Annotated in this window: 13 protein-coding genes and 1 pseudogene; 8 read left to right on the forward strand and 6 right to left on the reverse strand. The window is 69.6% G+C overall.

Annotated elements, in window-relative coordinates; genetic code table 11:
* Positions 1–49: 49 nt before the first annotated feature.
* Positions 50–2,068: an erythromycin esterase family protein gene (locus OHB26_RS29665; protein ID WP_330180548.1), complete on the reverse strand. Its 2,019-nt coding sequence runs from the start codon at positions 2,066–2,068 to the stop codon at positions 50–52.
* Positions 2,065–3,216 carry a site-2 protease family protein gene (locus OHB26_RS29670; RefSeq protein WP_330180549.1) on the reverse strand — a complete coding sequence of 384 codons (1,152 nt, stop codon included), beginning with the start codon at positions 3,214–3,216 and terminating at the stop codon, positions 2,065–2,067. The genes OHB26_RS29665 and OHB26_RS29670 overlap by 4 nt, the downstream gene beginning before the upstream one ends.
* 287 nt (positions 3,217–3,503) lie before the next feature.
* On the opposite strand from OHB26_RS29670, the gene acsA reads away from it, so the two are divergent.
* The 6 genes and pseudogenes from acsA to OHB26_RS29700 all read left to right on the forward strand — a co-directional run.
* Positions 3,504–5,309, forward strand: a complete 1,806-nt coding sequence (gene acsA, locus OHB26_RS29675; RefSeq protein ID WP_330180550.1) for an acetate--CoA ligase — start codon at positions 3,504–3,506, stop codon at positions 5,307–5,309.
* A complete protein-coding gene (pdhA, locus tag OHB26_RS29680; RefSeq protein WP_442942743.1) occupies positions 5,306–6,466 on the forward strand; it encodes a pyruvate dehydrogenase (acetyl-transferring) E1 component subunit alpha in 1,161 nt (386 codons plus the stop codon). Before acsA ends, pdhA begins: the two co-directional genes overlap by 4 nt.
* Positions 6,463–7,437: an alpha-ketoacid dehydrogenase subunit beta gene (locus tag OHB26_RS29685; RefSeq protein ID WP_330180551.1), complete on the forward strand. Its 975-nt coding sequence runs from the start codon at positions 6,463–6,465 to the stop codon at positions 7,435–7,437. Before pdhA ends, OHB26_RS29685 begins: the two co-directional genes overlap by 4 nt.
* A 1-nt stretch (position 7,438) precedes the next feature.
* The gene (locus OHB26_RS29690; RefSeq protein ID WP_330180552.1) at positions 7,439–9,226 is read left to right on the forward strand and encodes a 2-oxo acid dehydrogenase subunit E2; all 1,788 of its coding nucleotides are present in this window, start codon (positions 7,439–7,441) and stop codon (positions 9,224–9,226) included.
* Positions 9,227–9,232: 6 nt separating this feature from the next.
* The gene (locus tag OHB26_RS29695; RefSeq protein ID WP_330180553.1) at positions 9,233–9,487 is read left to right on the forward strand and encodes an acyl carrier protein; all 255 of its coding nucleotides are present in this window, start codon (positions 9,233–9,235) and stop codon (positions 9,485–9,487) included.
* Between the two features lie 46 nt (positions 9,488–9,533).
* Positions 9,534–10,190, forward strand: a pseudogene (locus OHB26_RS29700) (DUF4389 domain-containing protein); the annotation flags it as partial.
* Here the strand turns inward: OHB26_RS29700 and OHB26_RS29705 are convergent.
* Genes OHB26_RS29705 through OHB26_RS29720 form a run of 4 tightly spaced genes read right to left on the reverse strand, consistent with a single transcriptional unit; the run spans position 10,179 to position 16,450 of the window.
* On the reverse strand, positions 10,179–10,820 hold the full coding sequence (locus tag OHB26_RS29705) for a hypothetical protein (RefSeq protein ID WP_330180555.1): 642 nt from the start codon (positions 10,818–10,820) through the stop codon (positions 10,179–10,181). The pseudogene OHB26_RS29700 and the gene OHB26_RS29705 overlap by 12 nt on opposite strands.
* Positions 10,817–13,417: a cation-translocating P-type ATPase gene (locus OHB26_RS29710; RefSeq protein ID WP_330180556.1), complete on the reverse strand. Its 2,601-nt coding sequence runs from the start codon at positions 13,415–13,417 to the stop codon at positions 10,817–10,819. The genes OHB26_RS29705 and OHB26_RS29710 overlap by 4 nt, the downstream gene beginning before the upstream one ends.
* A gap of 40 nt (positions 13,418–13,457) precedes the next feature.
* Positions 13,458–16,223, reverse strand: coding sequence for a cation-translocating P-type ATPase (locus OHB26_RS29715; RefSeq protein ID WP_330180557.1), 2,766 nt, complete (start codon positions 16,221–16,223; stop codon positions 13,458–13,460).
* Entirely contained in the window at positions 16,220–16,450 is a 231-nt protein-coding gene (locus OHB26_RS29720; RefSeq protein ID WP_330180558.1) for a hypothetical protein, read from the reverse strand. Before OHB26_RS29720 ends, OHB26_RS29715 begins: the two co-directional genes overlap by 4 nt.
* Before the next feature lie 168 nt (positions 16,451–16,618).
* Here OHB26_RS29720 and OHB26_RS29725 point away from each other — a divergent pair, with 168 nt between their 5' ends.
* A complete protein-coding gene (locus tag OHB26_RS29725) occupies positions 16,619–18,220 on the forward strand; it encodes an NADH-ubiquinone oxidoreductase-F iron-sulfur binding region domain-containing protein (protein WP_330180559.1) in 1,602 nt (533 codons plus the stop codon).
* Positions 18,220–20,916, forward strand: coding sequence for a formate dehydrogenase subunit alpha (gene fdhF, locus OHB26_RS29730; protein ID WP_330180560.1), 2,697 nt, complete (start codon positions 18,220–18,222; stop codon positions 20,914–20,916). The genes OHB26_RS29725 and fdhF overlap by 1 nt, the downstream gene beginning before the upstream one ends.
* Positions 20,917–20,949: the final 33 nt, after the last annotated feature.

A 20,949-nucleotide genomic window follows, 5' to 3' on the forward strand; every position in this document is an offset into this window, starting at 1 on the left:
CGGATCGGGGAGGGTGACCGGCGCTGTGGCCCAGTGTGATTCGAGCCCGTTATAGACCGCTCGGGTAGGTCTCCGGTGTCGTGCCGGTCGCCCAGACGCTGCCCGGGTAGAGCGGTTCGAGGGCGGTGGTGTGATCGATATGGATGATCGCGTCGTACCGGTCCGCCGCCCGAGCGTGGAAGTAGTGGCTCTGGCGTTCGGTGCTGGGCTGGTAGATGACTCCGATGGCGCGTTCGAGTCGGGGCGCGCGCAGGACATCCCCGGCCGGGCCGGGAATATCGGTGCGCAGGAACAACTCCGGTATGCCGGTGTCGTGCAGCAGCTCCTCGAGACTGCTGGGCAGGGCGGGCCGCACCGTCTTGCGCTCGGCGTCGCCGCCCCAGTTGCTCGCCGCGGTGACGGTACCGCCGCCGGTGGTGAATCCGATGGTGCGGCAGTCGTTTCCGTGCCGATCCCGGATCAGCTGACCGAGTGAGAGCTGTCCCTCGGCGGCCATCTCGGTGGCGCGGGCATCCCCGATATGCGAATTGTGCGCCCACACCACGATGCGCGCGGGTGCGCCGGGCCGGTCGAGATGGCGGGCGAGGGCGTCGAGGGTATCGGCCATATGCTCATCGCGCATATTCCACGAGGTGACCCGATCGCCGAACATGGCGCGGTAGTACGCCTCGGCGTCGCGTACGGTCCAGGCATTGCGCACCGCATCGAAATGCGCTTCGCCATCATGGGTTTCGGTCAGCTCGCCGATATCGCGTTGCAATTCCACGAGCTGGCGCACCACCTCGGCCTGGCAGGACTCACCGGCTCCGAAGGCCGCGGCGAAACCGTACGCCTGACCGTCGTCGCCGGAGGTGCGGTCGAAGCAGGCGTAGCGGCGGGCGGCGCGTTGCGCGGCGGCCGGATCCACCTGTTCGAGGTACTCCACGACGCGCTGCATGGACCGGTGCATGCTGTACAGGTCGAGACCGTAGAACCCGGCGCCCGGCAGTCCCGCGCGGCGCTGACCGTCATTGTGCAGGCGCAGCCAGTCGACGAATTCCCGCACCACCGTATTGCGCCACATCCAGCCGGGGAAGCGTTCGAAACCGCTGAGCGCGTGGGTGGGTGATTCGTCGGGGCCGTATCCGCGTACGAACCGGTCGACGCGGTAGGCGTCGGGCCAGTCGGCCTCGGCCGCGACCCCGGTGAAGCCGTGTTCGCTGATGAGCCAGCTGGTGATGGCGGCGCGCGCGGCATAGAACTCCTCGGTGCCGTGCGAACTCTCGCCGATCAGGACGAACCGGGCATCGCCGATGAGATCGGTGAGCTCCTGTTCGGGCGGGACGCCCGCCGGCGCCTCGATCGCGGCGGCGCGCAGGATCGCCGCCGGATCCTGCGCCGGTGCGCGCACACCGGTGGTCGGGGTGGCGAGCAGTTCGCGTACCTCGGCATCGGTGACCTGGGTGAAGTTCCAGAACGAATGACCGACCGCCAGGAACGGCGAAGGCATTGTGGCGCAGACCATCTCCTCGACCAGCGCGCCGAACTCCCGGCAGGTGGACTCGGGCGCGGCGGGCACCGCCACCACTATCCGTTTGGGCTCTCCGGCGCGCACCGCCTCGACGGCGGCGAACATGCTCGCACCGGTGGCCAAACCGTCGTCGACCAGGATTACGGTGCGCCCGGCGAAATCGAGCGGTGCTCGCCCCGCGCGGTAGACCGCCTCGCGGCGCGCGAGCTCACGCGCCTCATCCCGGGCGATCGAGCGTACCTGCTCGGCGGTCACCCGCAGTCCGCGCACCATATCGTCATTGAGCACGATGCGCCCGCCGTCGGCCAGCGCGCCGATGGCGTACTCCGGATTCCCGGGCGCACCGAGCTTGCGCACGATGAGGGTGTCCAGGGGCGCGCCCAGCGCCGCCGCGACCTCCCAGGCCACCGGAACGCCGCCGCGCGCCAAACCGAGCACCAGGACATCGGGATCGTCGCGATAGTCGGTCAGCAGGGCCGCCAGGGTGCGGCCCGCCTCGCGGCGATCACGGAAGACCGGTTGCGGATTGTCGCGCAGCACCGGGGTTGTCGAGGTCATCGCAGGCTCCTTGGGGCAGGGGTGATGGGCAGGCCGAGGGCGGAGCGGTCGCAGGCCAGGGCCAGATCGGTGGCGGTGACCAGACCGATCAGATGCCCGGCGATATTCACCACGGCGACCGCGTCGAGGTTGGGGCGCAACACCACTCGGGTGGCGAGATCGGCCAGCGGTTCATCGGCATTGGCGATGGCGGCGGGGACGAGCTTGCGGGTGACATCGGCCAATCGGGTGGTGGCACGGGCGGGTTCGGGCACGGCGGCCAGATCCGACCAGGCGACCACACCCACGGGGTGATTCGCCGCGTCCACCACCGGGAACACCCGATGCTGGGTTCGCGGGGCCTCCGAGCGCAGCGCCTCGGCAATGGTCCAACCGGCCGGGAACGCCATCGGGGACGGAGTCATGACATCGCCGATCGTGGTGCCGCCCAAGCGATGCCGCAACCCGGACAGGACCAGTTCGGTGCGGGCCGCGGTGCGCAGGAACCAGCCCAGCAGCACCAGCCAGAGCCCGCCGAACTGCCCGAACAGAATCACCTCGGCGACGCCGAGCAGCATCAGCACCGTCCCGAGCACCTGACCGCTGCGGGCCGCGGTGGCCGCCGCGCGCAGTCGATCCCCGCTGCGCCACCACAGCGCCGCGCGGAGCACCCGGCCGCCGTCCAGCGGTGCGCCGGGCAGCATATTGAACAGGGCCAGAATGATATTGACCGTCGCCAGCCAGAGCAGCGCCGCGGTCACCGGGCCGTCGGGGGAGACCAGTGCGGACAGGGCCGCCGCGATACCGGCGACCCCGCCGAGCAGCACACTGGTGGCCGGTCCGGCCACCGCGATCTTCAGGTCGGCGCGCGCGTCGCCGGGCTCATCGGTGAGCTCGGAGACCCCGCCCAGCAGCCACAGCACGATCTCCTGCACCTGAACGCCATTGCGGCGCGCCACGATCGAATGCGCGAGCTCGTGTGCCAGCAGGCAGACGACCAGCGCGACCGCGCCGAGAATCGCTGTGCTCCAGACCATTACGGCGCTGCCGGTACCCGACAGCGAGGCGCCGAGTATCCAGGCGAACAGGGCGATGGTCACCAGCGCCGACCAGTGCGCCGCGATCCGGATCCCGGCCACTCGCCCGAGTGGAACAGTTGCCTCGATCATTGCCAATCCTTCGTTCTCGGACCGCCGAATCCTGGCCGGACCCGGTCGTACGGATGTCGTCGCGCGGATCGTCGTCGCGCATACCGTCGAGCCTGGTCGCATCGGGGGTTCCGCAGGAGGGGCCTCGTGCCCGCGGCGCCGGGACCATAGTCATCGGTCCGAACAGCCCCCGAGCGCGTTGAACTCGGCGCGAATCCCGGCACAGGCGACCGAGGTCACCTCGGCGATGGTCTTTGCGCCCTCCCGGTATCGGGTGTGCCCCCGTTGACTTGACGGGAGGAGGACAAATGAAAACCGTCAGCCAGCAGAGCACACCGCAGCACTGGACATCGATCGACAAGACCGCACGCGAGCGCGCGGACGCGAACCTCACCGACTACGACCGGGCCTATCGCGAATTCGATTGGGCCACCGAACGTTCGGAGCTCGCCGGGCTCCCCGGCGGCGGGGTGAACATCGCCTACGAGGCGGTGGACCGCCATCTGGGCACCCCGGTCGCCGAGACCACCGCCCTGCGCTGGCTCGGCGCGGACGGCAGCAGGGTGGATCTCACCTATACCGAACTCGCCACGCTGAGCAACAGATTCGCGCACGTACTGCGCGATCTCGGGGTGCGGCGCGGGGAACGGGTGGCCATGCTGCTGGGCCGCACACCGGAGCTGTACGTCGCGATACTCGGCGCCTGGAAGGCGGGATGCGTTGTCTCCCCGCTCTTCTCGGCCTTCGGTCCGGAACCGGTGCGCGAACGCCTGGAGCTCTCGGGCGCCAGCACCGTGGTCACCACGACCGATCTCTATCGCCGTCGGATCGCGGCGAATCGCGCGACGCTGCCCGCACTGCGGCATGTGCTCGTCACCGATGCCGGTATCGACGATCCGCAGGTGGACGACACCATCGAACTCTCCCTCGCCATGGCCGCGGTACCGCCGGAATTCCCCATCGTGCCCACCGGAATCGAGGATCCGGCGCTGCTGCACTTCACCAGCGGCACCACCGGACGACCCAAAGGCGCGATCCATGTGCACGGCGCGGTGCTCGCCCATAAGGTCACCGCCCGCTACGCGCTGGACCTGCGTCCCGGCGATATCTTCTGGTGCACGGCCGACGCCGGCTGGGTCACCGGAATGTCCTACGGCGTCATCGCACCACTGTGCCTGGGCGCCACCGTGATCAGCGATGAGGCCGAGTTCGACGCCGCGCGCTGGTACGAGACCCTGACCAGGGAACGGGTCGCGGTCTGGTACACCGCGCCGACCGCGCTGCGCATGCTCATGCGCCGCGGTGATGAGCTGCCGCCCGGGACCGATCTGTCCGCACTGCGTTTCGTGGCCAGCGTCGGCGAACCACTCAATCCCGAAGCGGTCGAATGGGGTGCGCGGGTGCTCGGCCATCCGGTGCACGACAACTGGTGGCAGACCGAGACCGGAGCCATCATGATCGCCAATCTGGCCTCGGCGCAGGTGCGCCCGGGATCCATGGGCAGACCGCTGCCCGGTATCGAGGTGGCCATCGTGCGCCGCGGTCCCGATGGCCGCGCCGCCAGCCTGCCCGGCGGTGTCCAGCTCGCCGAGGTCGGGGAGATCGGTGAACTGGCGGTGCGCACCGGCTGGCCCTCGATGTTCCGCGGCTACTGGCATGATCCGGTCCGCTACGCGCGGTCGTTCTCCGACGGCTGGTACTTCTCCGGTGATCTGGCCCGCCGCGATGCCGACGGCTACTACTGGTTCATCGGCCGCGCCGACGACGTCATCAAATCCGCGGGTCACCTGGTCGGTCCCTTCGAGGTCGAGAGCGCGCTGATGGCGCATCCGGCGGTCGCCGAGGCCGGGGTCATCGGCACGCCCGATCCGGTGGCCGGTGAGCTGGTGAAGGCCTTCGTGGTCCTGAAGCCGGGCCGGGACGCGACATCGGAGCTGCATGACGAACTGATCGCCTTCGGACGACGGCGACTGGGGGCGGTCGCGCCCAAACAGATCGAGTTCATCGACGCACTACCGCACACCCGCAGCGGAAAAGTGATGCGGCGCTTGCTCAAAGCCCGCGAGCTCGGGTTGCCCGAAGGCGACACCTCGATGGTGGAGGGGGCGTCATGACCACCGCACCGCGCCGCCCGGCGGGCGAATCGGCCAACGGGGCACGTCGCGGGCGCAAGACGGCCGCCAAATCGGTGTCGAAGGCGGCGGCGAAACCGCGGGCCGAGTCGGCGCCCGTCGCGGCCACCCCGGCCGATGCGAGCCCGGTGCGAGCGCATCGCGGAGTGCCGGTTCCCCGCCGGTCCGGTGCGCCGATCACGCCGGCCGAGCGAATCGAACTGCTACGTCAGATGATTCGCATCCGCCGCTTCGAAGAACGCTGTGTACGGCTGTACAGCAGTGAGGCCATCCGCGGCTTCCTGCACCTGTACATCGGCGAGGAGGCGGTGGCGGCGGGCCTGCTGGGCGTGCTCGAACCCGCCGATGCGGTGGTCTCCACCTACCGGGATCACGGGCACGCGCTGGCGCGTGGCGTGCCGATGAACGCGATCATGGCCGAAATGTACGGGCGCACCACCGGATGCAGTCACGGCCGGGGCGGCTCCATGCACCTGTTCGACGCCGAACGGCGCTTCTACGGCGGCAATGCGATCGTCGGCGGCGGGCTGCCGGTCGCCACCGGACTCGCGCTGGCCGATGCCATGCGGGACACCGGCGCGGTGACCGTCTGCCTCTTCGGTGACGGCGCCGTCGCCGAGGGCGAGTTCCACGAATGCCTGAACCTGGCCGCGCTGTGGCAGCTGCCGCTGCTGTTCGCCTGTGAGAACAACCATTACGCGATGGGGACCGTGCTCGAACACGAGCACGCCGTCACCGATCTGGCACTGCGCGCGGCGAGCTACGGCCTGCCCGCCTGGCCCGTGGACGGCATGGACGCCATCGCGGTGGGCATGGCGACCCGGCGCGCGGTGGAGTCCATTCGCGGTGGCGGCGGACCGTGCTTCCTGGAGCTGCGCACCTACCGATTCCGGGCGCATTCGATGTACGACGCCGACCGCTACCGCGCCAAGACCGAGATCGAGGAGTGGAAGACCCGCGATCCCATTCCGCGGCTGTTCGATGAACTCTGTGCCGCAGGCGATTTCACCCTTGCCGACCGCGCGGCACTGGAGGTCGCCGCCGACGCGGAGATCGATGCGGCGATCACGGCCGCCGAGGCCGCACCCCTGGAGCCGATCAGCGATCTGACCAGGCACGTCTATGCGGAGCGGAAATGACCACCACGAGCTATCGAGAGGCCATGCGGCAGGCGCTGCGCGAGGCCCTGATTCGCGATGAACGGGTCTTCCTGATGGGGGAGGACATCGGAGCCTACGGCGGCTGCTTCGGGGTGAGCCGCGGACTGCTGGACGAGTTCGGGCCGCAGCGCATCCGGGACACCCCACTGAGCGAATCGGCGTTCGTCGGCGCGGGAATCGGTGCGGCACTGGGCGGTATGCGCCCGGTCGTGGAGATCATGACCGTGAACTTCAGCCTGCTGGCCCTGGACCAGATCCTCAATAACGCCGCCACCCTGCGGCATATGTCCGGTGGACAGCTCGGGGTGCCCCTGGTCATCCGGATGGCCACCGGGGCCGGACGCCAACTCGCGGCACAGCATTCGCACAGCCTCGAGGTGTTCTACGCCCATATCCCGGGCCTGCGCGTGCTGGTACCGGCGACGGTCGCCGATGCGCGCGGCATGCTGTGGAGCGCCCTGCGGGACCCGGATCCGGTGCTGATCTTCGAACCCATCGCGCTCTACAACGACGAGGCCGAACTGCCCGAGGACGCCGGGCCCGTCGATATCGAGCACGCGGCCATTCGCCGCAGCGGCACCGATGTCACGGTGGTGTCCTACGGCGGTGCGCTGCACACCGCCGAGACGGCCGCCGAACAGCTTGCGGGCGAAGGTATCTCCGCCGAGGTGATCGATCTGCGGACCCTGCGCCCGCTCGACGAGGCGACCGTACTCGCCTCGATCACCCGCACCCACCGCCTGGTGATCGTCGACGAGGGCTGGCGCAGTATGAGCGTCTCCGCCGAGATCGCCGCGCGCGCGGCCGAATACGCGTACTACGACCTCGATGCCCCCATCGAACGGGTCTGCACCGCCGAGGCGCCGATTCCGTACGCCAGGCAGCTCGAGGAGGCCGCACTCCCGCAACCCGCCGCCGTGGTCGCGGCCGTACACCGGGCGGTGGACTGACATGCCCGAATTCCGAATGCCCTCCCTCGGCGCGGATATGACCGAGGGCACCCTCCTGACCTGGCTCGTCCACCCCGGCGACAGCGTGCACGCCGGTGACGTCGTCGCCGAGGTCGACACCGCCAAAGCCGCCATCGAAGTCGAATGCTTCGACGACGGCGTCATAGGCGAACTCCTGGTCCCCGAAGGCGTCACGGTCCCGGTCGGCACCCCGCTGGCCACCATCACCGCCGTAGCAGCGGCCGGGGACACCGGCTCTGCCGCTGAAATACCAACGGGCCCTGCGAAAGTCACCGAAGCCGTGAAAGTGGCCGAAGCCGCGGAGGTGGCAGCGGCCGCGGAGGGCGAGCGGGCCGCGGAGATCCCCGAGGTCGGCGAGGTTGCGGCGGCCACCGTCGGCACCGGCGTGGCCGACCGTCCGAGCCGACGCCGCAAGCGGGCGATTCGGGCCGCGACCCGGGCCGAGGCTCCGCCCGAGGCCGCACCGGTGCGCGCTGCCGCGTCGCTGCCGACGGCCGAATCGCCGAACGCGCGCACTCTGCCGTTCGCCGCGGGGGCACAGCACACGGGAGTGCGAGCCACCCCGCTGGTCCGGCGGCTCGCCGCCGAGGCCGGGATAGATCTGGATACCGTGCACGGCTCCGCGCCGGGTGGTCGAATCGTCCGCTCGGATGTGGAACACGCGGCGACGGAACGAGCCGGGGCGATCGAGCGGCCGGAAGGCATGATCCACAACACCGGCGAGGAGTTCGCTGTACCGGTACCAGCTTCGCGCACCGCCGACCGCATTGTCTCCGATGATGTTGCGCGACAACAGCAGACGCCATCCGATGCCCTCGCGCACGCGTCGGACAAGACCGGCCGCGCCTCCGGGTACGCGCGGCGACTGGCCGTCGACCTCGGTGTGGACCTGGCCGCAGTCGGTGGGAGCGGCATTGACGGTGCGGTGCGCGCCGCCGATGTACGGGCCGCCGCCGCGACGGTGGCGCAGCGGCGGGAATCGAGCACGGAGGTGGCGCCGGCGCTGGGATCGCGCACGGTGGCACCGGAACCCGCACCGACGGAGCGGGTGGTCAGTGCCGCCTCGTCGCGCGCGGAGCGGGTCGCCGAGCTGCCGCCGCGGGATCCGGTGGCGATGCGGCGCGCCATCGCCGCCGCCATGACCCGGTCCAAACAGACTGTGCCGCACTACTACCTCTCCAGCACCGTCGATATGGACGCCGCGCTGCGCTGGCTGCGGGAGACGAATCGGCGCGCACCGGTCGCCGAGCGGCTCCTGCCCGCCGCGCTCCTGCTCACCGCGACCGCGCGGGCCGCCAAGGCGGTACCGGAGATGAACGGGTACTGGGTGGACGAGCGGTTTCAGCCCGCGTCCGTGGTTCACCTGGGAATGGTGGTGTCACTGCGGGGCGGCGGCATTATCGTGCCGACCATCCCCGACGCGGACACCCTCGCGCCGACGGCCATGATGGCGGCCCTGCGCGGCGTCGCGGAGCGGACCCGCACCCTGCGGCTGCGCGCCGCGGACACCACCCCCGCCACCATCACGGTCACCAATCTCGGTGATCTGGGCGCGGATTCGGTCTTCGGGGTGATCGCCGCACCGCAGGTCGCCATTGTGGGCTTCGGCGCGATCAGTGAACGCCCGTGTGCGGTGGACGGACTGCTCGGCGTCCGCGCCCAGGTGACCGCCACGCTCTCCGCCGATCACCGGGCCAGCGACGGCGCGGTCGGCGCTCGTTTCCTGCACACCCTGTCGGATCTGCTGCAACACCCAGAGGAGCTCTGAATTCTCATGTCCACCATGCAATCCCGGGATACCGCCGAGGCGGTCGTGCGCGCCGCGCTGCGCGGTTTCGCCACCGAGGCCGAACTGTCGGCGCTCCCGGCGGACGAACCGCTGCGGCGCGCACTGGATCTCGACTCGCTGGACTTCCTCACCTTCATCGAACGCCTGTCGGTGGCGCGCGGTCAGCGCATCGAGGAGGACGAGTACCCGCGACTGCTGACGATCCACTCGTGCGTCGACTTCCTGACCACGAACGCCTGAATCCGACCGAGGAGCGACCATGAACCCCGAAACCCCCGCGGCACAGCCCATTCGACTACGCGGCGAACTGGATCAACCGCTGTCCCGCTGGCTGTGGCTGGTGAAATGGCTGCTGGCCATTCCGCACTACGTCATCCTGCTCTTCCTCTGGATAGCCTTCTGGCTGGTCACCCTCGTGGCGGGCTTCGCGATTCTGTTCACCGAGCGCTATCCACGCGCGCTCTTCGACTTCAATGTCGGGGTGATGCGCTGGTCCTGGCGGGTGCAGTTCTACACCTACGCCGCACTCGGCACGGACCGGTACCCGCCGTTCTCACTGCGGCCCGCGGACTATCCGGCGGATCTGGAGGTCGACTATCCCGAACGGCTCTCCCGCGGACTGGTGCTGGTGAAGTGGTGGCTGCTGGCCATTCCGCACTATCTGATCCTCGGCGCGATCTTCAGCGGTGGCGTCATGCTCGGCGGTGACTCCGGAAATGACAATGGCGGCAACACGATTCCGTTGATCGGAGTGCTCGTCCTGATCGCGGCTGTGGCGCTGCTGTTCACCGGCGGGTATCCGCGCGGCGTATTCGACTTCGTCATGGGCCTCAACCGATGGTTCTACCGAGTGCTGAGCTACTCGGCGCTACTCCGCGACGAGTATCCGCCGTTCCGCCTGGATCAGGGCGCACGCGAGCCCGATCAGCGATCACAGATCTGAGTCGTCGCAGGGTGCCGCGTTCCCACGGGGGCGCGGCACTCGCACGTTGTCACCGTGTCGGTCGGCGGCCGGGATATATCGGGTCCAGTCGATCCGGGCCAGCGCGATGACGGCCACGATCACCACCACCTGTATGGCGATCGAGTACGGCGAGGTGAGCGAGTTCGTGAACGCCTCGCCGAAACTGCGTTCGGCGATACCGGTCGCGCCCATATAGAGCGAATAGCTGACCAGTCTGCCCGCCACGAAGGCCGCGGTCAGCGGGAGCAGCCGGATGCCGATGAGCCCGGCCGCCTCGAACATCTGCGCGGAGGGCAAGGGGGACAGCAGAAATAGCGTCAGTCCGGCCAGTGAACGACCCTTGTGGCCGGTGAGATAGTCACCGGCGGCGCGCAGGCTCTCCCTGCGGTGCGCGCTGAGTCGGTCGCCGAGCCGGGCGGTGGCCATCGCCAGCAACTGTCGGCCGATTCCGGCGGTGAACGCGCCGATCATGACCAGGGCGATCGGGTTCAGCTGCCAGTTCAGCCGGAAAACGATGAGCAGTATCCAGGTGGGCGGTCCGAAGGCGGGCAGCAGATTGAGGGCGAACACCGCGGCGATGACGACGAGATACGGCAGCAGGGTGTTCATCTCGGATCGGAATCGGTTGTTGCGGGAGGGGATTCGCCGGGATGCAGTCTGCGGTCCAGGCGCACCGCGACATAGCCCAGGATCGACAAGCCTCCCACGATCAACAGATCGGTCGCGGCGAGCGGGTGGGTGCCGAGCAGATCGCGCAGCGGCGGCAGATACAGCGCGGCCGATTGCAGGCCCAGCGCCGCCGCGACAGCCACGAGCAGCAGGGGATTGTCCAGTGAGCGCGGGCGCGCGCGGGAACCCAGCGCCACCGCGAGTTGTGTTGTGCCCAAAGCGAAGAACGCCATGCTCTGCCATGGCCGATCGGTGTGATACGCCCACACCGCGACACCGAGTGTCACCGCGGTCAGCACGAACGCGATACGCACCACCCGCTGCCACAGACCCGCCCCGAGAATGCTCTGCTCGGGCGGTCGCGGTGCGCGGCCCATAATGCCCGGCGCGGCGGGTTCACCGCCGAGCGCGACCCCCGGCAGCCCATGGGTGAGCAGATTGATCCAGAGAATCTGGGCGGGCAGCAACGGCAGCGCCAGCCCCAGGAACGGCCCGGCCAGCATGACCGCGATCTCCGCGGCCCCACCGGAGAGCCCGTAGACGAGGAAGCGGCGGATATTCGCGTAGACCCGCCGGCCCTCGCCGACCGCCACCACCAGGGTGTCCAGATCGTCATCGGCGAGCACGAGATCGGCGGCCTGCCGGGCGACCTCGGTGCCGCGCTCACCCATGGCCACCCCGATATCGGCGCGCCGCAGCGCCGGACCGTCATTGACTCCGTCCCCGTTCATGGCCACCACCTGCCCGTCATCGCGCAGCGCCTGGATGATGGTCAGCTTCTGATCCGGTGTGGCACGGGCGAATACGGTCCCGGTGGTCAGGTACGGGCCGATCGGCTCGCGGCAATCGACCACCGCCTCGTCCGGGGTGATGATGCCCAGTTCGGCGGCGACGGCGCGTGCGGTGCCCGGATGGTCACCGGTGATGAGGACGGGCCGGATGCCCGCGCCCCGGCACGCCGCGATGGTCGCCGCGGCGGCGGTACGGGGTGGATCGAAGATGGCGATCAAGCCGAGCAGATGTAGCCCTCGCTCGGGATCCTCCCGTGCCGCCGGTGTGTCCGCCCGATCGGTCTGCGCCACGGCGAGCACTCGGAAGCCGTTGTGCGCCCATCGATTCGCGTGCTCGGAGGCGCGCAGCAGCAGCTCCGGATCATCGCCGAGCACGGTGGAGTTCAGAATCGACTCGGGTGCGCCCTTACAGATCACCCGAGAGCCGTGCGGCAGGCGGTGAATCGTGGTCATGCGCTTGCGGTCGGCGTCGAAAGGGCGCTCGCCGATACGGGGCAGCTCGGCCTGCAACTCATGCCGGTCCAGCCCGAGTTTGCCCGCAGCGCTGAGCAATGCGATCTCGGTAGGGTCACCGAGTGCGACCCAGGGCCCTCCCTCGGGACCGGGTGCGATCAGCCGGGCATCATTGCAGAGCGCGGCCGCGCTGAGCAGTTCGGTCACCGCGAATATGTCGCCGCGTCCCAGATCCTGATCCCCGGACCGCACGGAACCCGCTGGGGCATAACCGGTTCCGCTGATCTTCGCCTCCGCCTCCGGTGTCCACAGCTCCCGGGCGACCATCCGCCCCTCGGTCAGCGTTCCGGTCTTGTCGGTGGCCAGGACGGTGACCGAACCGAGCGTCTCCACCGCGTGCAGTCTGCGGACCAGCGCGTGCCGCTCCGCCATCCGCCGCGCACCACCCGCGAGCCCCAGTGTGACCACCGCGGGCAGTGACTCGGGAACCGCGGCGACCGCCAGACTGATAGCGGTCACCACCATCAACTGCACGGGCTGCCCGCGAAACAGGCCCAGCACCAATACGATCGCGCACAGTGCGACCGTGACCCCCGCGAGCAGCCTGCCCACATCCACCAGGCGGCGCTGCAACGGTGTCAGACCGGGATCCTGATCCAGCAGCCGGGCAATTCGTCCGGTGCTGCCCGCCGCGCCGATGGCCGTCACCACCGCGCGGCCGTGGCCCTTGACCACCACGGTCCCCGCGCAGACGCCGACGCCGTCCGCGACGGTCTTGTCCACCGGCACCGATTCACCGGTCAGCGCAGATTCGTCCACGCGCAGTGACGCGGCCTCGGTCAATACCGCATCGGCGGCGACGATATCGCCCTCGGCGAGCACTAGCAGATCGCCGACGACCACCTCGGCGGCCGGAAGTTGTTGCTGGGCACCATCTCTGACCACCCTGGCGGTGGGCGCGGCCAGTTGCGACAGCGCGGTGATGGCCTTGTCCGCGCGCACCTCCTGTCGGACGCCGACCGCGGTGTTCACCACGATGACCAGCAGGATCACCGACATATCGGTCCAGTCCCGGGTCGCGGCCGTCAATATCACCGCGATCTGCAACACGATGACGAGCGGATCGCGCAACTGCGTGAACAGGCGCCGCCACAACCGCACCGGTGGACGCTGCGGCAAGAGGTTCGGCCCGTCCTGCTCGTGCCGAATCGCCGCCTCACCTGTCGAGAGGCCGGTCACCGGCACGGCCTGCGCGATGGTCTTCACCCCTTCGAGTTCAGCAGCCGCCAACACCCTGGAACAGGGAACAAGGTCCCGGACGGTGGGCGGGTTGTCACCGTCGAGGCCGATCGGAGCGGCGTCGTGCCATCTTGCGCAATTCGTCGGCCCCCCACACCAGCGGCGGGTAGAGCAGCAGGACGGCCAGCTGCGCCGGCGCGGGTGCGGCCAGGCCGAAGATATGCGCCAGCGGTGGCAGATAGACCAGGGTCAGCGAGAAGACGACCTCGAACACCATGCCCCACAACAGCAATGGATTGCTCAGGAAACCGATCGCGCGCAGTGTCGCGGTCTCGGTGCGCGCGGCCAGGCCGGTGCCCAGCTGACAGGCCACAATGCCCAGGAATGTCATGGTGGTGGCCTGGAGATAGAGATGATGCAGGTCAGAACCAGGCCCGGTGTCCGCGCCCGGTCGCCAGCCACCGGTGTACAGGGTGAGGAAGAACCCGGCCAGTACCAGTACGGCCGAGACCCCGCCGAGTAGGCCGTAGCCACGCAACAGCATGTTCGGGCGCACCACGCTCTCCGACGGCGGGCGCGGCGGCCGGTCCATCAATCCGGGTTCGGCGGGTTCGCGGCCCAGCGCGATCGCGGGCAGCGTCTCGGTCCCCAGGTCGATGGCGAGAATCTGCAGTACGGTCAGCGGCAACGGCACCGCCCCGCCGGACAGCGCGAAAAGCAGGAACGGAACGGCCTCCGGGGTGAGGTGCACGAAGATGTAGACGATGAACTTGCGGACATTGTCGTAGACGCGCCGCCCCGCCCGCACCGCGGTGACGATGGTGGCGAAATTGTCGTCGGTGAGCACCATGGTCGCGGCCTCACGGGCGACATCGGTCCCCGAAAGCCCCATGGCCACACCGATATCGGCCCGCCGCAGCGCGGGCGCGTCGTTCACGCCGTCCCCGGTCATGGCGACGATATCTCCCGACGCGCGCAGGGCCTCGGCAATGCGCAGCTTGTCCTCGGGCGACGAGCGCGCGAAGAGTATGTCGGGGTTGGCGCGCAGCACCTGCTCGAGGTCGGCATCACGCAGCCGGGCGAGTTCGTCACCGGTGACGATCATGGGATCCGGACCGCAGATGCCGACCGAACGGGCCACGGCCGAGGCGGTGCGCTGATGGTCCCCGGTGATCACGATGATGCGAATACCCGCGCGCCGGCACTCCGCGACGGCGCCGGGCACCTCGGCGCGCGCCGGATCGGTGAGCGCCACCAGGCCCAGGAAGGTCAATCGTGCCTCGGCCGCGGCCCGGTCGCCGGGGTCACCGGCCGGCAGCGCCCGCCGCGCCACCGCGAGCACGCGCAGCGCTCGATCGGCGTAGCCGTCCACCACGGCGGTGAGCCGGACCCGCTCGGCATCGGTGAGCGGTCGATCCGCGCCATCGGGCCCGGCGATCGCGACACAGCGTGCGAGCACCGCCTCGGGAGAACCCTTGGTGTGCAACCAGATCGGGCCGTCGCCGCCGCGGTCGGCGGTCGACATGAGTTTGAGAACCGGGTCGAAATGATATTGCGCGATTCGTCGATCGGATCGATGCGCCGCGCCGGTATCCGCGCCCAGACGCGCGGCGAGCCGCAGCAGCGCGATCTCGGTGGGATCGCCGCGATCGGTGGAATCCGCCGCGCCGCCGGCGATTTCGGCATTCGAGCAGGCCGCCAGGGTCTGCGCCAACAGTGCGATGACGGGATGTCCGCCATCGATCGCGGCGGCCGGGGCTTCGTACTCGGGCGTCCACACCCACTCCGCGCGCATGCGATTCTCGGTGAGGGTCCCGGTCTTGTCGGTGCAGATCACCGTGGTCGATCCGAGCGTCTCCACCGCCGACAACCGTTTGACCAGTGCACCGGAGCGGGCCAGTCCGCGCACCCCGACCGCGAGCGCGAGGGTGATGGTGGGCAGCAGACCCTCGGGCACATTGGCCACCAACAACCCGATGGCGAAGGTCGCCGCGGCCGAGACCGACAATCCGGCGGCCAGCATGCCGATGGGCAGGAAGATCACCCCGACGCCGATCGCGATCGCCGCGATGAACCAGGTGAGTCTGCGCACCTGACGCTCGAGCGGGCTGCGCTCGGTGCGCACCCGCTGCGACAGTGCCGCGATCCGGCCGATCTCGGTACGCATTCCGGTGGCGAACACCAGCGCGGTCGCCTCACCGCCCACCACGGTCGTACCGGTGAAGACCAGATCGGTTGCCTGCAGCAGGGATAGCGTGGGGTCCGCCGCACCGGCCGCGCGCAGCACCGGATTCGATTCACCGGTGAGCGCGGACGGATCCACCTCCACCGAACCACTCAGCAGGCACGCGTCCGCGGGCACACGGTCGCCCTCGGCGAGCAGCAGCACATCACCGGGTACCAATGCGCCGCCGTTCACCTCGGTGCGCCGTCCATCGCGCAGCACGGTCGCCTGATCGGGGAGATACGCGGCCAGCGCCTCCACCGCGCGCTCGGCCTGCCGCTCCTGCGCGACCGCGAAGAGCGCGTTGAGCGCGATCACCGCGACAACCGACAGGGCCAGCACAGTGGATCCGGTCACCGCGGACAGTGCGGCGGCCGCCCACAACAGCAGCGCGAGTGGATGAATCAGTTGAGCCAGCAGATCGGCGGGCCAATGCGGCCGGGCCACGCGGCGCAACTCGTTCGGACCGTACACCTCGAGCCGCCGCGCCGCGTCCCGGGTATCGAGGCCATCGCGGCGCGCGCGCAGGTCGCGGATCAAACGGTCCACCGGTTCGCGGGGATCGAAATCCGGCATCGCACCGTCGGCGGCGGTCTGCGACGCGGGCGGGAGCACCGGCCGGGTGGTCGCACTCATACCCGGTAGTCCGTTGCGGCGGTGCTGGATCGGACGACCGGTCCGGGTCGCACGAGCGGTTCGCCGGCGGCGGGAACGATCCGGATCGGTCGCAGCGCTTGGTCGATCGGCTTGCCCACAGCCCATTTCGCCGCACGCGAACCACCGGCGGCAACCGGTGCCGCCGGTTTCGGATCGTCGGCGTGGGGCCGTGATCCGGTGCCGGAGTGCGCTGCGTGCAAATCCATATCACCAGGCTCCGTCGGGTCGCGGAGCACGACTAGGGACACCGCGCACGAGCTGAAGTGACCAAAGCCCCTCACCGGGAAGGCTTGCCGACTCTGCTCCCGGCGGTCCGAAGCGAGCAGAGTCATCGGATATCGGCCCCGCCGCTCCGGGGCGGAATCGAGGAGACCATGGGTATCCAACCCCGGGACTGGATGGCATTGCGTGCCAATCGATTCGCATCGTCCGCCGGGAACGCGACCGACGGACTGCGGGCGGCACACGACAAACACGGCGCCATCGGGTCCGAAGACGTCGATGACGTCGCGCGCGTCTCGGGTCTGCCGCTGGCGGCGGTAGCGGGTACCGCCTCCTTCTACGCCGATTTCACCCCGGTCATCCCGGGCCAGGACATCCGGAGGTGCGACGGTACGGGGTGTTTCGTCGCGCGCGGCGGCGTCCCGGTTCCCGCGGGCGACCGGTATGTCTACTGTGTGGGCTGCTGTTATGCGGCCCCTGCCGCACTGCACGGTGCGAATGCGATGGTCGGCGCCGGTGTACCCGCCCCGTCCATCCCGTTCGCCGCCGATGTTCGGCAACCGGTGGTGCTGGCCGGACTCTGCGGTGGTGAGCGACCCTGGTCCGCCTGGACTCAGGCCCTGCCGTCCTGGCGGCGCGCCGGCATCATCGCCGAGGTGGTGCGTTCCGGACTGCGCGGTCGCGGCGGGGCCGAGTTCCCGGTGGGCGCGAAATGGCGTGCCGCGAACCGCAATTCCACCCCGCGCTGGGTTGTGGCCAATGGGGACGAGGGTGATCCCGGTTCGTACTGCGACAGGCTGCTGCTGGAGTACGACCCGCATCGGGTGCTCGAGGGGCTGGCGCTGTGCGGCTGCGCGACGGGCGCCTCGCACGGACTGATCCTGGTGCGTTCGGAGTATCCGGCGGCCGCCGCGTCCGTAGGTGCCGCCATCGAACAGGCCAGGGCGGCGGGACATCTCGGGCGGGATATCCACGGCAGCGGGATCGACTTCGACATCTCGGTGCGCGCCGGTGCGGGCTCCTATGTGGCGGGGGAGGAGACCGCGTTGCTGCGCGCGCTGACCGGTCTGCGCGGTGCGGTGCAGGCCCGCCCGCCCTACCCGACCGAATACGGCCTCGGCGGCCATCCCACGGTGGTTCAGAATATCGAGACGCTCGCGGCCATCCCGTGGATCGTGCGCTACGGCGGGGAGGCGTACGCCCGTTTGGGCCGCCCCGTCGAGACCGGAACCAAACTCGTCTGCCTCAACGCGTCGTTCGAGCGACCGGGGGTCTACGAGGTGGAGTTCGGAACACCGCTGCGGCATGTGGTCACCGAATTGGGTGGTGGGTTGCGCGGCGGGGCGCGACTGCGCGCACTGCAGGTCGGTGGTCCGCTCGGCGGATTCCTCGGACCCGATGAGCTCGATATCGGCTTGGCCACCGCCGATCTCGCCCGTCTCGGTGTCACGCTCGGTCACGGCAGTCTGGTGGCCGTTCCGGACACGGTGGCGCCCGCGGAACTGCTGCGACATCTGTGGACCTTCGCGGCGCGGGAGAGCTGTGGCGCCTGCGCGCCGTGCCGGGTCGGCACCCGCCGTGGACTGGAGCTCGTCGAGACGACCGATCCCGAGGCCGCCGAAATCGATCCTGGGCTGGCACGACTGCTCGACATCATGCGTACCGGCAGCATGTGCTCGTTCGGATCCGGTATCGCCGGTGCGGTGCGGAGTCTGCTGCGGGTCTACGGGACCACCGCCTCCGGGAGGATCTGATGACCTTCGTCTACGTGGCGGGTATTCCGGTCGAGATTCCGGATGGCGCAACGGTTCTCGATGCCCTGCGCGCCGCCGGACTGGATCCGGCGACCCTCTGCCATGATGATCGGCTCACCCCGCGCGGATCCTGTCGGATCTGCCTGGTCGCGGCCGATCATCGGGTGGTGGCGGCCTGTACGACCCCGGTGCGCGAGGGCATGGTGATCGATCCGGAGGACGCGCACGCGCGTGCGGCAGCGCACGGGGCCTTGGAGCTGATCGTGTCCGAACTACCGCCGCGAGCACTCGGCATCGCCGCCTCGCAGAGCGAATTGGTGCGCCTGTGTGAACGAATGGGCGTGCACGGTGGCGAGTTCGGCGGCGCCGCCCGCGAGGGCGAGGGAATCGACGATTCGAATCCCTACATCACCCTGGACCGTGACCTGTGCATCGCCTGCGGACGCTGTGTCTCGATGTGCTCGGAGGTGCAGGGCACCTTCGCCCTGGAGCTGTCCGGCCGCGGCTTCGACACGGTCGTGGTGCCCGGCGACGGTGGGCCGTGGGCGCAATCGCCCTGCGTATCCTGCGGTGGCTGTGTGGACACCTGCCCCACCGGAGCCCTGACCGAAACACATGCCGCCGGGCGCACTGCCACCGCGACCACGACCACGACCTGCGGCTACTGCGGAGTCGGTTGCACGCTGGACGTGCACACCGACACCGGCGGGATCGTCTCGGTGACACCGAACAGGGATGCGCCGGTGAACCGCGGACATGCCTGTGTGAAGGGACGTTTCGCGCACGGATTCATCGAATCCGGTGACCGGCTCACCCAGCCGCTCATCCGCTCGGCCGGGCGGGGTTCCCCGCTGCGCACCGCCACCTGGGAGGAGGCCCTCTCGGTGGTGGCCGGGGAGCTGACCCGCATCCGGGACCTGCACGGCGGCTCGGCCATCGGCATGATCTGTTCGGCGCGCGCCACCAATGAGGAGAACTATCTCGCCCAGAAGATCGCCCGAACGGTGTTGGGCACCAACAATATCGACAACTGCTCGCGGCTGTGCCACGCGCCGACGGCCGCGGGGCTGACCGCGTCGTTCGGTCTCGCCGGCGGCACCAACTCCCTCGACGACCTCGAGCACGCCGACTGCATTCTGGTGGCGGGCGCGAATCCGACCGAGGCGCACCCGGTCGTGGGTGCGCGCATCACGCACCGCGTGCTCGCGGGTGCGAGGCTGATCGTGATCGACCCGCGCCGCACCGGGCTGGCGGAGATAGCCTCCGTACACCTCGGCGGGCGACCGGGATCGAATGTGGCCGTCTTCAACGGGCTGGCCCGGGTGCTACTCGACGAGGGCATGGCCGATCTGGAGTATCTCGGCGCGCGCACCGGCGGGCTGGCGGAATTGATCGAACTCCTCGAGGACTACCCGCCCGAGCGCGTGGCCGAGATCTCCGGTGTGAGCGTCCAATCGCTGCGCACCGCCGCGCGCCTGTTCGGCCGCGCCGAACACCCCGTCATCCTCTATGGATTGGGCGTCACCGAGCACGCGCACGGCACCGACGGGGTGCGGACCCTGGCGAATCTGGCACTGCTGCGCGGCACCGTCGGTACACCCGGCGGATGCGGGGTGCTCCCGCTGCGCGGGCAGAACAATGTGCAGGGCGCCTCGGATATGGGCGCGCTACCGGATGTGCTGCCCGGATATCAGCGGGTCTCGGATCCGGGTGTGCGACAGCGCTTCACCCGAGAGTGGGGCATATCCCCGCCGGAGCGTCCCGGACTGCGCATTCCCGCGATGTTCGGTGCGGCGCTGGACGGCAGCCTGCGCGCGCTCTACGTGATCGGCGAGGACCTGGTGACCTCCGATCCGGACTCCCACCACGTCCGTGCGGCCCTGGACGCCTGCGATTTCGTCGTCAGCCAGGACCTGTTCCTGTCCCGGACCGCGGAACTGGCCGATGTGGTGCTGCCCGCGGCCGCGTTTCTCGAAAAGGACGGCACCTTCGTGAATTTCGAGCGGCGCTTCCAGCGGGTGCGTCCCGCGCTCGCTCCGCCGCCGGGTGTGCGCTCGGACTTCGCCATCCTCAATGGTCTGGCCGCGGCCATGGGCGTGGACCCGCGCTGTCCGACTCCGGCCGCCGCACTGGCCGAATGTGCCCGGTTGACACCGGTTTTCGGCGGCATCTCGCATGCCCGGCTGGATGAGGAGGGCTCGCTGCAGTGGCCCTGCCCGGATCGGGGTCATCCGGGGACTCCGACGCTGTATCTGAACGGTTTCGCCACGGCGGACGGGCGTGCGGCCCTGGCCGCGCGGCCCTATCTGCCCCCGGGTGAGGAACCGGACCGCGAGTACCCGTTCGTACTGGTGACCGGTCGCCGCCTGGTGCACTACAACTCCGGTTCGATGACCCGGCGCACCCCCAATATCGAACTGCTGTCCGCCGAAACCGTGGACCTCGCGCCGGATGACGCCGCCGCACTGGGCATTTCGGACGGTGACCCGGTCGAGATCCGCAGTCGGCGCGGGCGCATGGTGCTACCCGCCCGGTTGACCACGCAGATGGCGCCGGGTCAGGTCTTCACCGCCTTCCACTTCCCGCTGGCACGCACCAACGAACTCACCTCGAGCCGCACCGATTCGGTGACCGACTGCCCGGAGTACAAGGTCACCGCCGTCGCGCTCGGAGCCGCGCATGACCTCGCACCCTAATGCTCGCCCGCCCATGCCTTATGCGATGAGGCC

It is taken from the genome of Nocardia sp. NBC_01503 (assembly GCF_036327755.1).
Taxonomy (GTDB): domain Bacteria; phylum Actinomycetota; class Actinomycetes; order Mycobacteriales; family Mycobacteriaceae; genus Nocardia.

What these genes read in the sequence shown, in the direction of transcription:
- OHB26_RS29690 (WP_330180552.1), top strand. Translation starts at nt 7,439, where the DNA reads ATGCCCGAATTCCGAATGCCCTCCCTCGGCGCGGATATGACCGAGGGC.
- OHB26_RS29725 (WP_330180559.1), top strand. Translation starts at nt 16,619, where the DNA reads ATGGGTATCCAACCCCGGGACTGGATGGCATTGCGTGCCAATCGATTC.
- acsA (WP_330180550.1), top strand. Translation starts at nt 3,504, where the DNA reads ATGAAAACCGTCAGCCAGCAGAGCACACCGCAGCACTGGACATCGATC.
- OHB26_RS29665 (WP_330180548.1), bottom strand. Translation starts at nt 2,068, where the DNA reads ATGACCTCGACAACCCCGGTGCTGCGCGACAATCCGCAACCGGTCTTC.
- OHB26_RS29705 (WP_330180555.1), bottom strand. Translation starts at nt 10,820, where the DNA reads ATGAACACCCTGCTGCCGTATCTCGTCGTCATCGCCGCGGTGTTCGCC.
- OHB26_RS29695 (WP_330180553.1), top strand. Translation starts at nt 9,233, where the DNA reads ATGTCCACCATGCAATCCCGGGATACCGCCGAGGCGGTCGTGCGCGCC.
- OHB26_RS29685 (WP_330180551.1), top strand. Translation starts at nt 6,463, where the DNA reads ATGACCACCACGAGCTATCGAGAGGCCATGCGGCAGGCGCTGCGCGAG.
- OHB26_RS29720 (WP_330180558.1), bottom strand. Translation starts at nt 16,450, where the DNA reads ATGGATTTGCACGCAGCGCACTCCGGCACCGGATCACGGCCCCACGCC.
- pdhA (WP_442942743.1), top strand. Translation starts at nt 5,306, where the DNA reads ATGACCACCGCACCGCGCCGCCCGGCGGGCGAATCGGCCAACGGGGCA.
- fdhF (WP_330180560.1), top strand. Translation starts at nt 18,220, where the DNA reads ATGACCTTCGTCTACGTGGCGGGTATTCCGGTCGAGATTCCGGATGGC.
- OHB26_RS29715 (WP_330180557.1), bottom strand. Translation starts at nt 16,223, where the DNA reads ATGAGTGCGACCACCCGGCCGGTGCTCCCGCCCGCGTCGCAGACCGCC.
- OHB26_RS29670 (WP_330180549.1), bottom strand. Translation starts at nt 3,216, where the DNA reads ATGATCGAGGCAACTGTTCCACTCGGGCGAGTGGCCGGGATCCGGATC.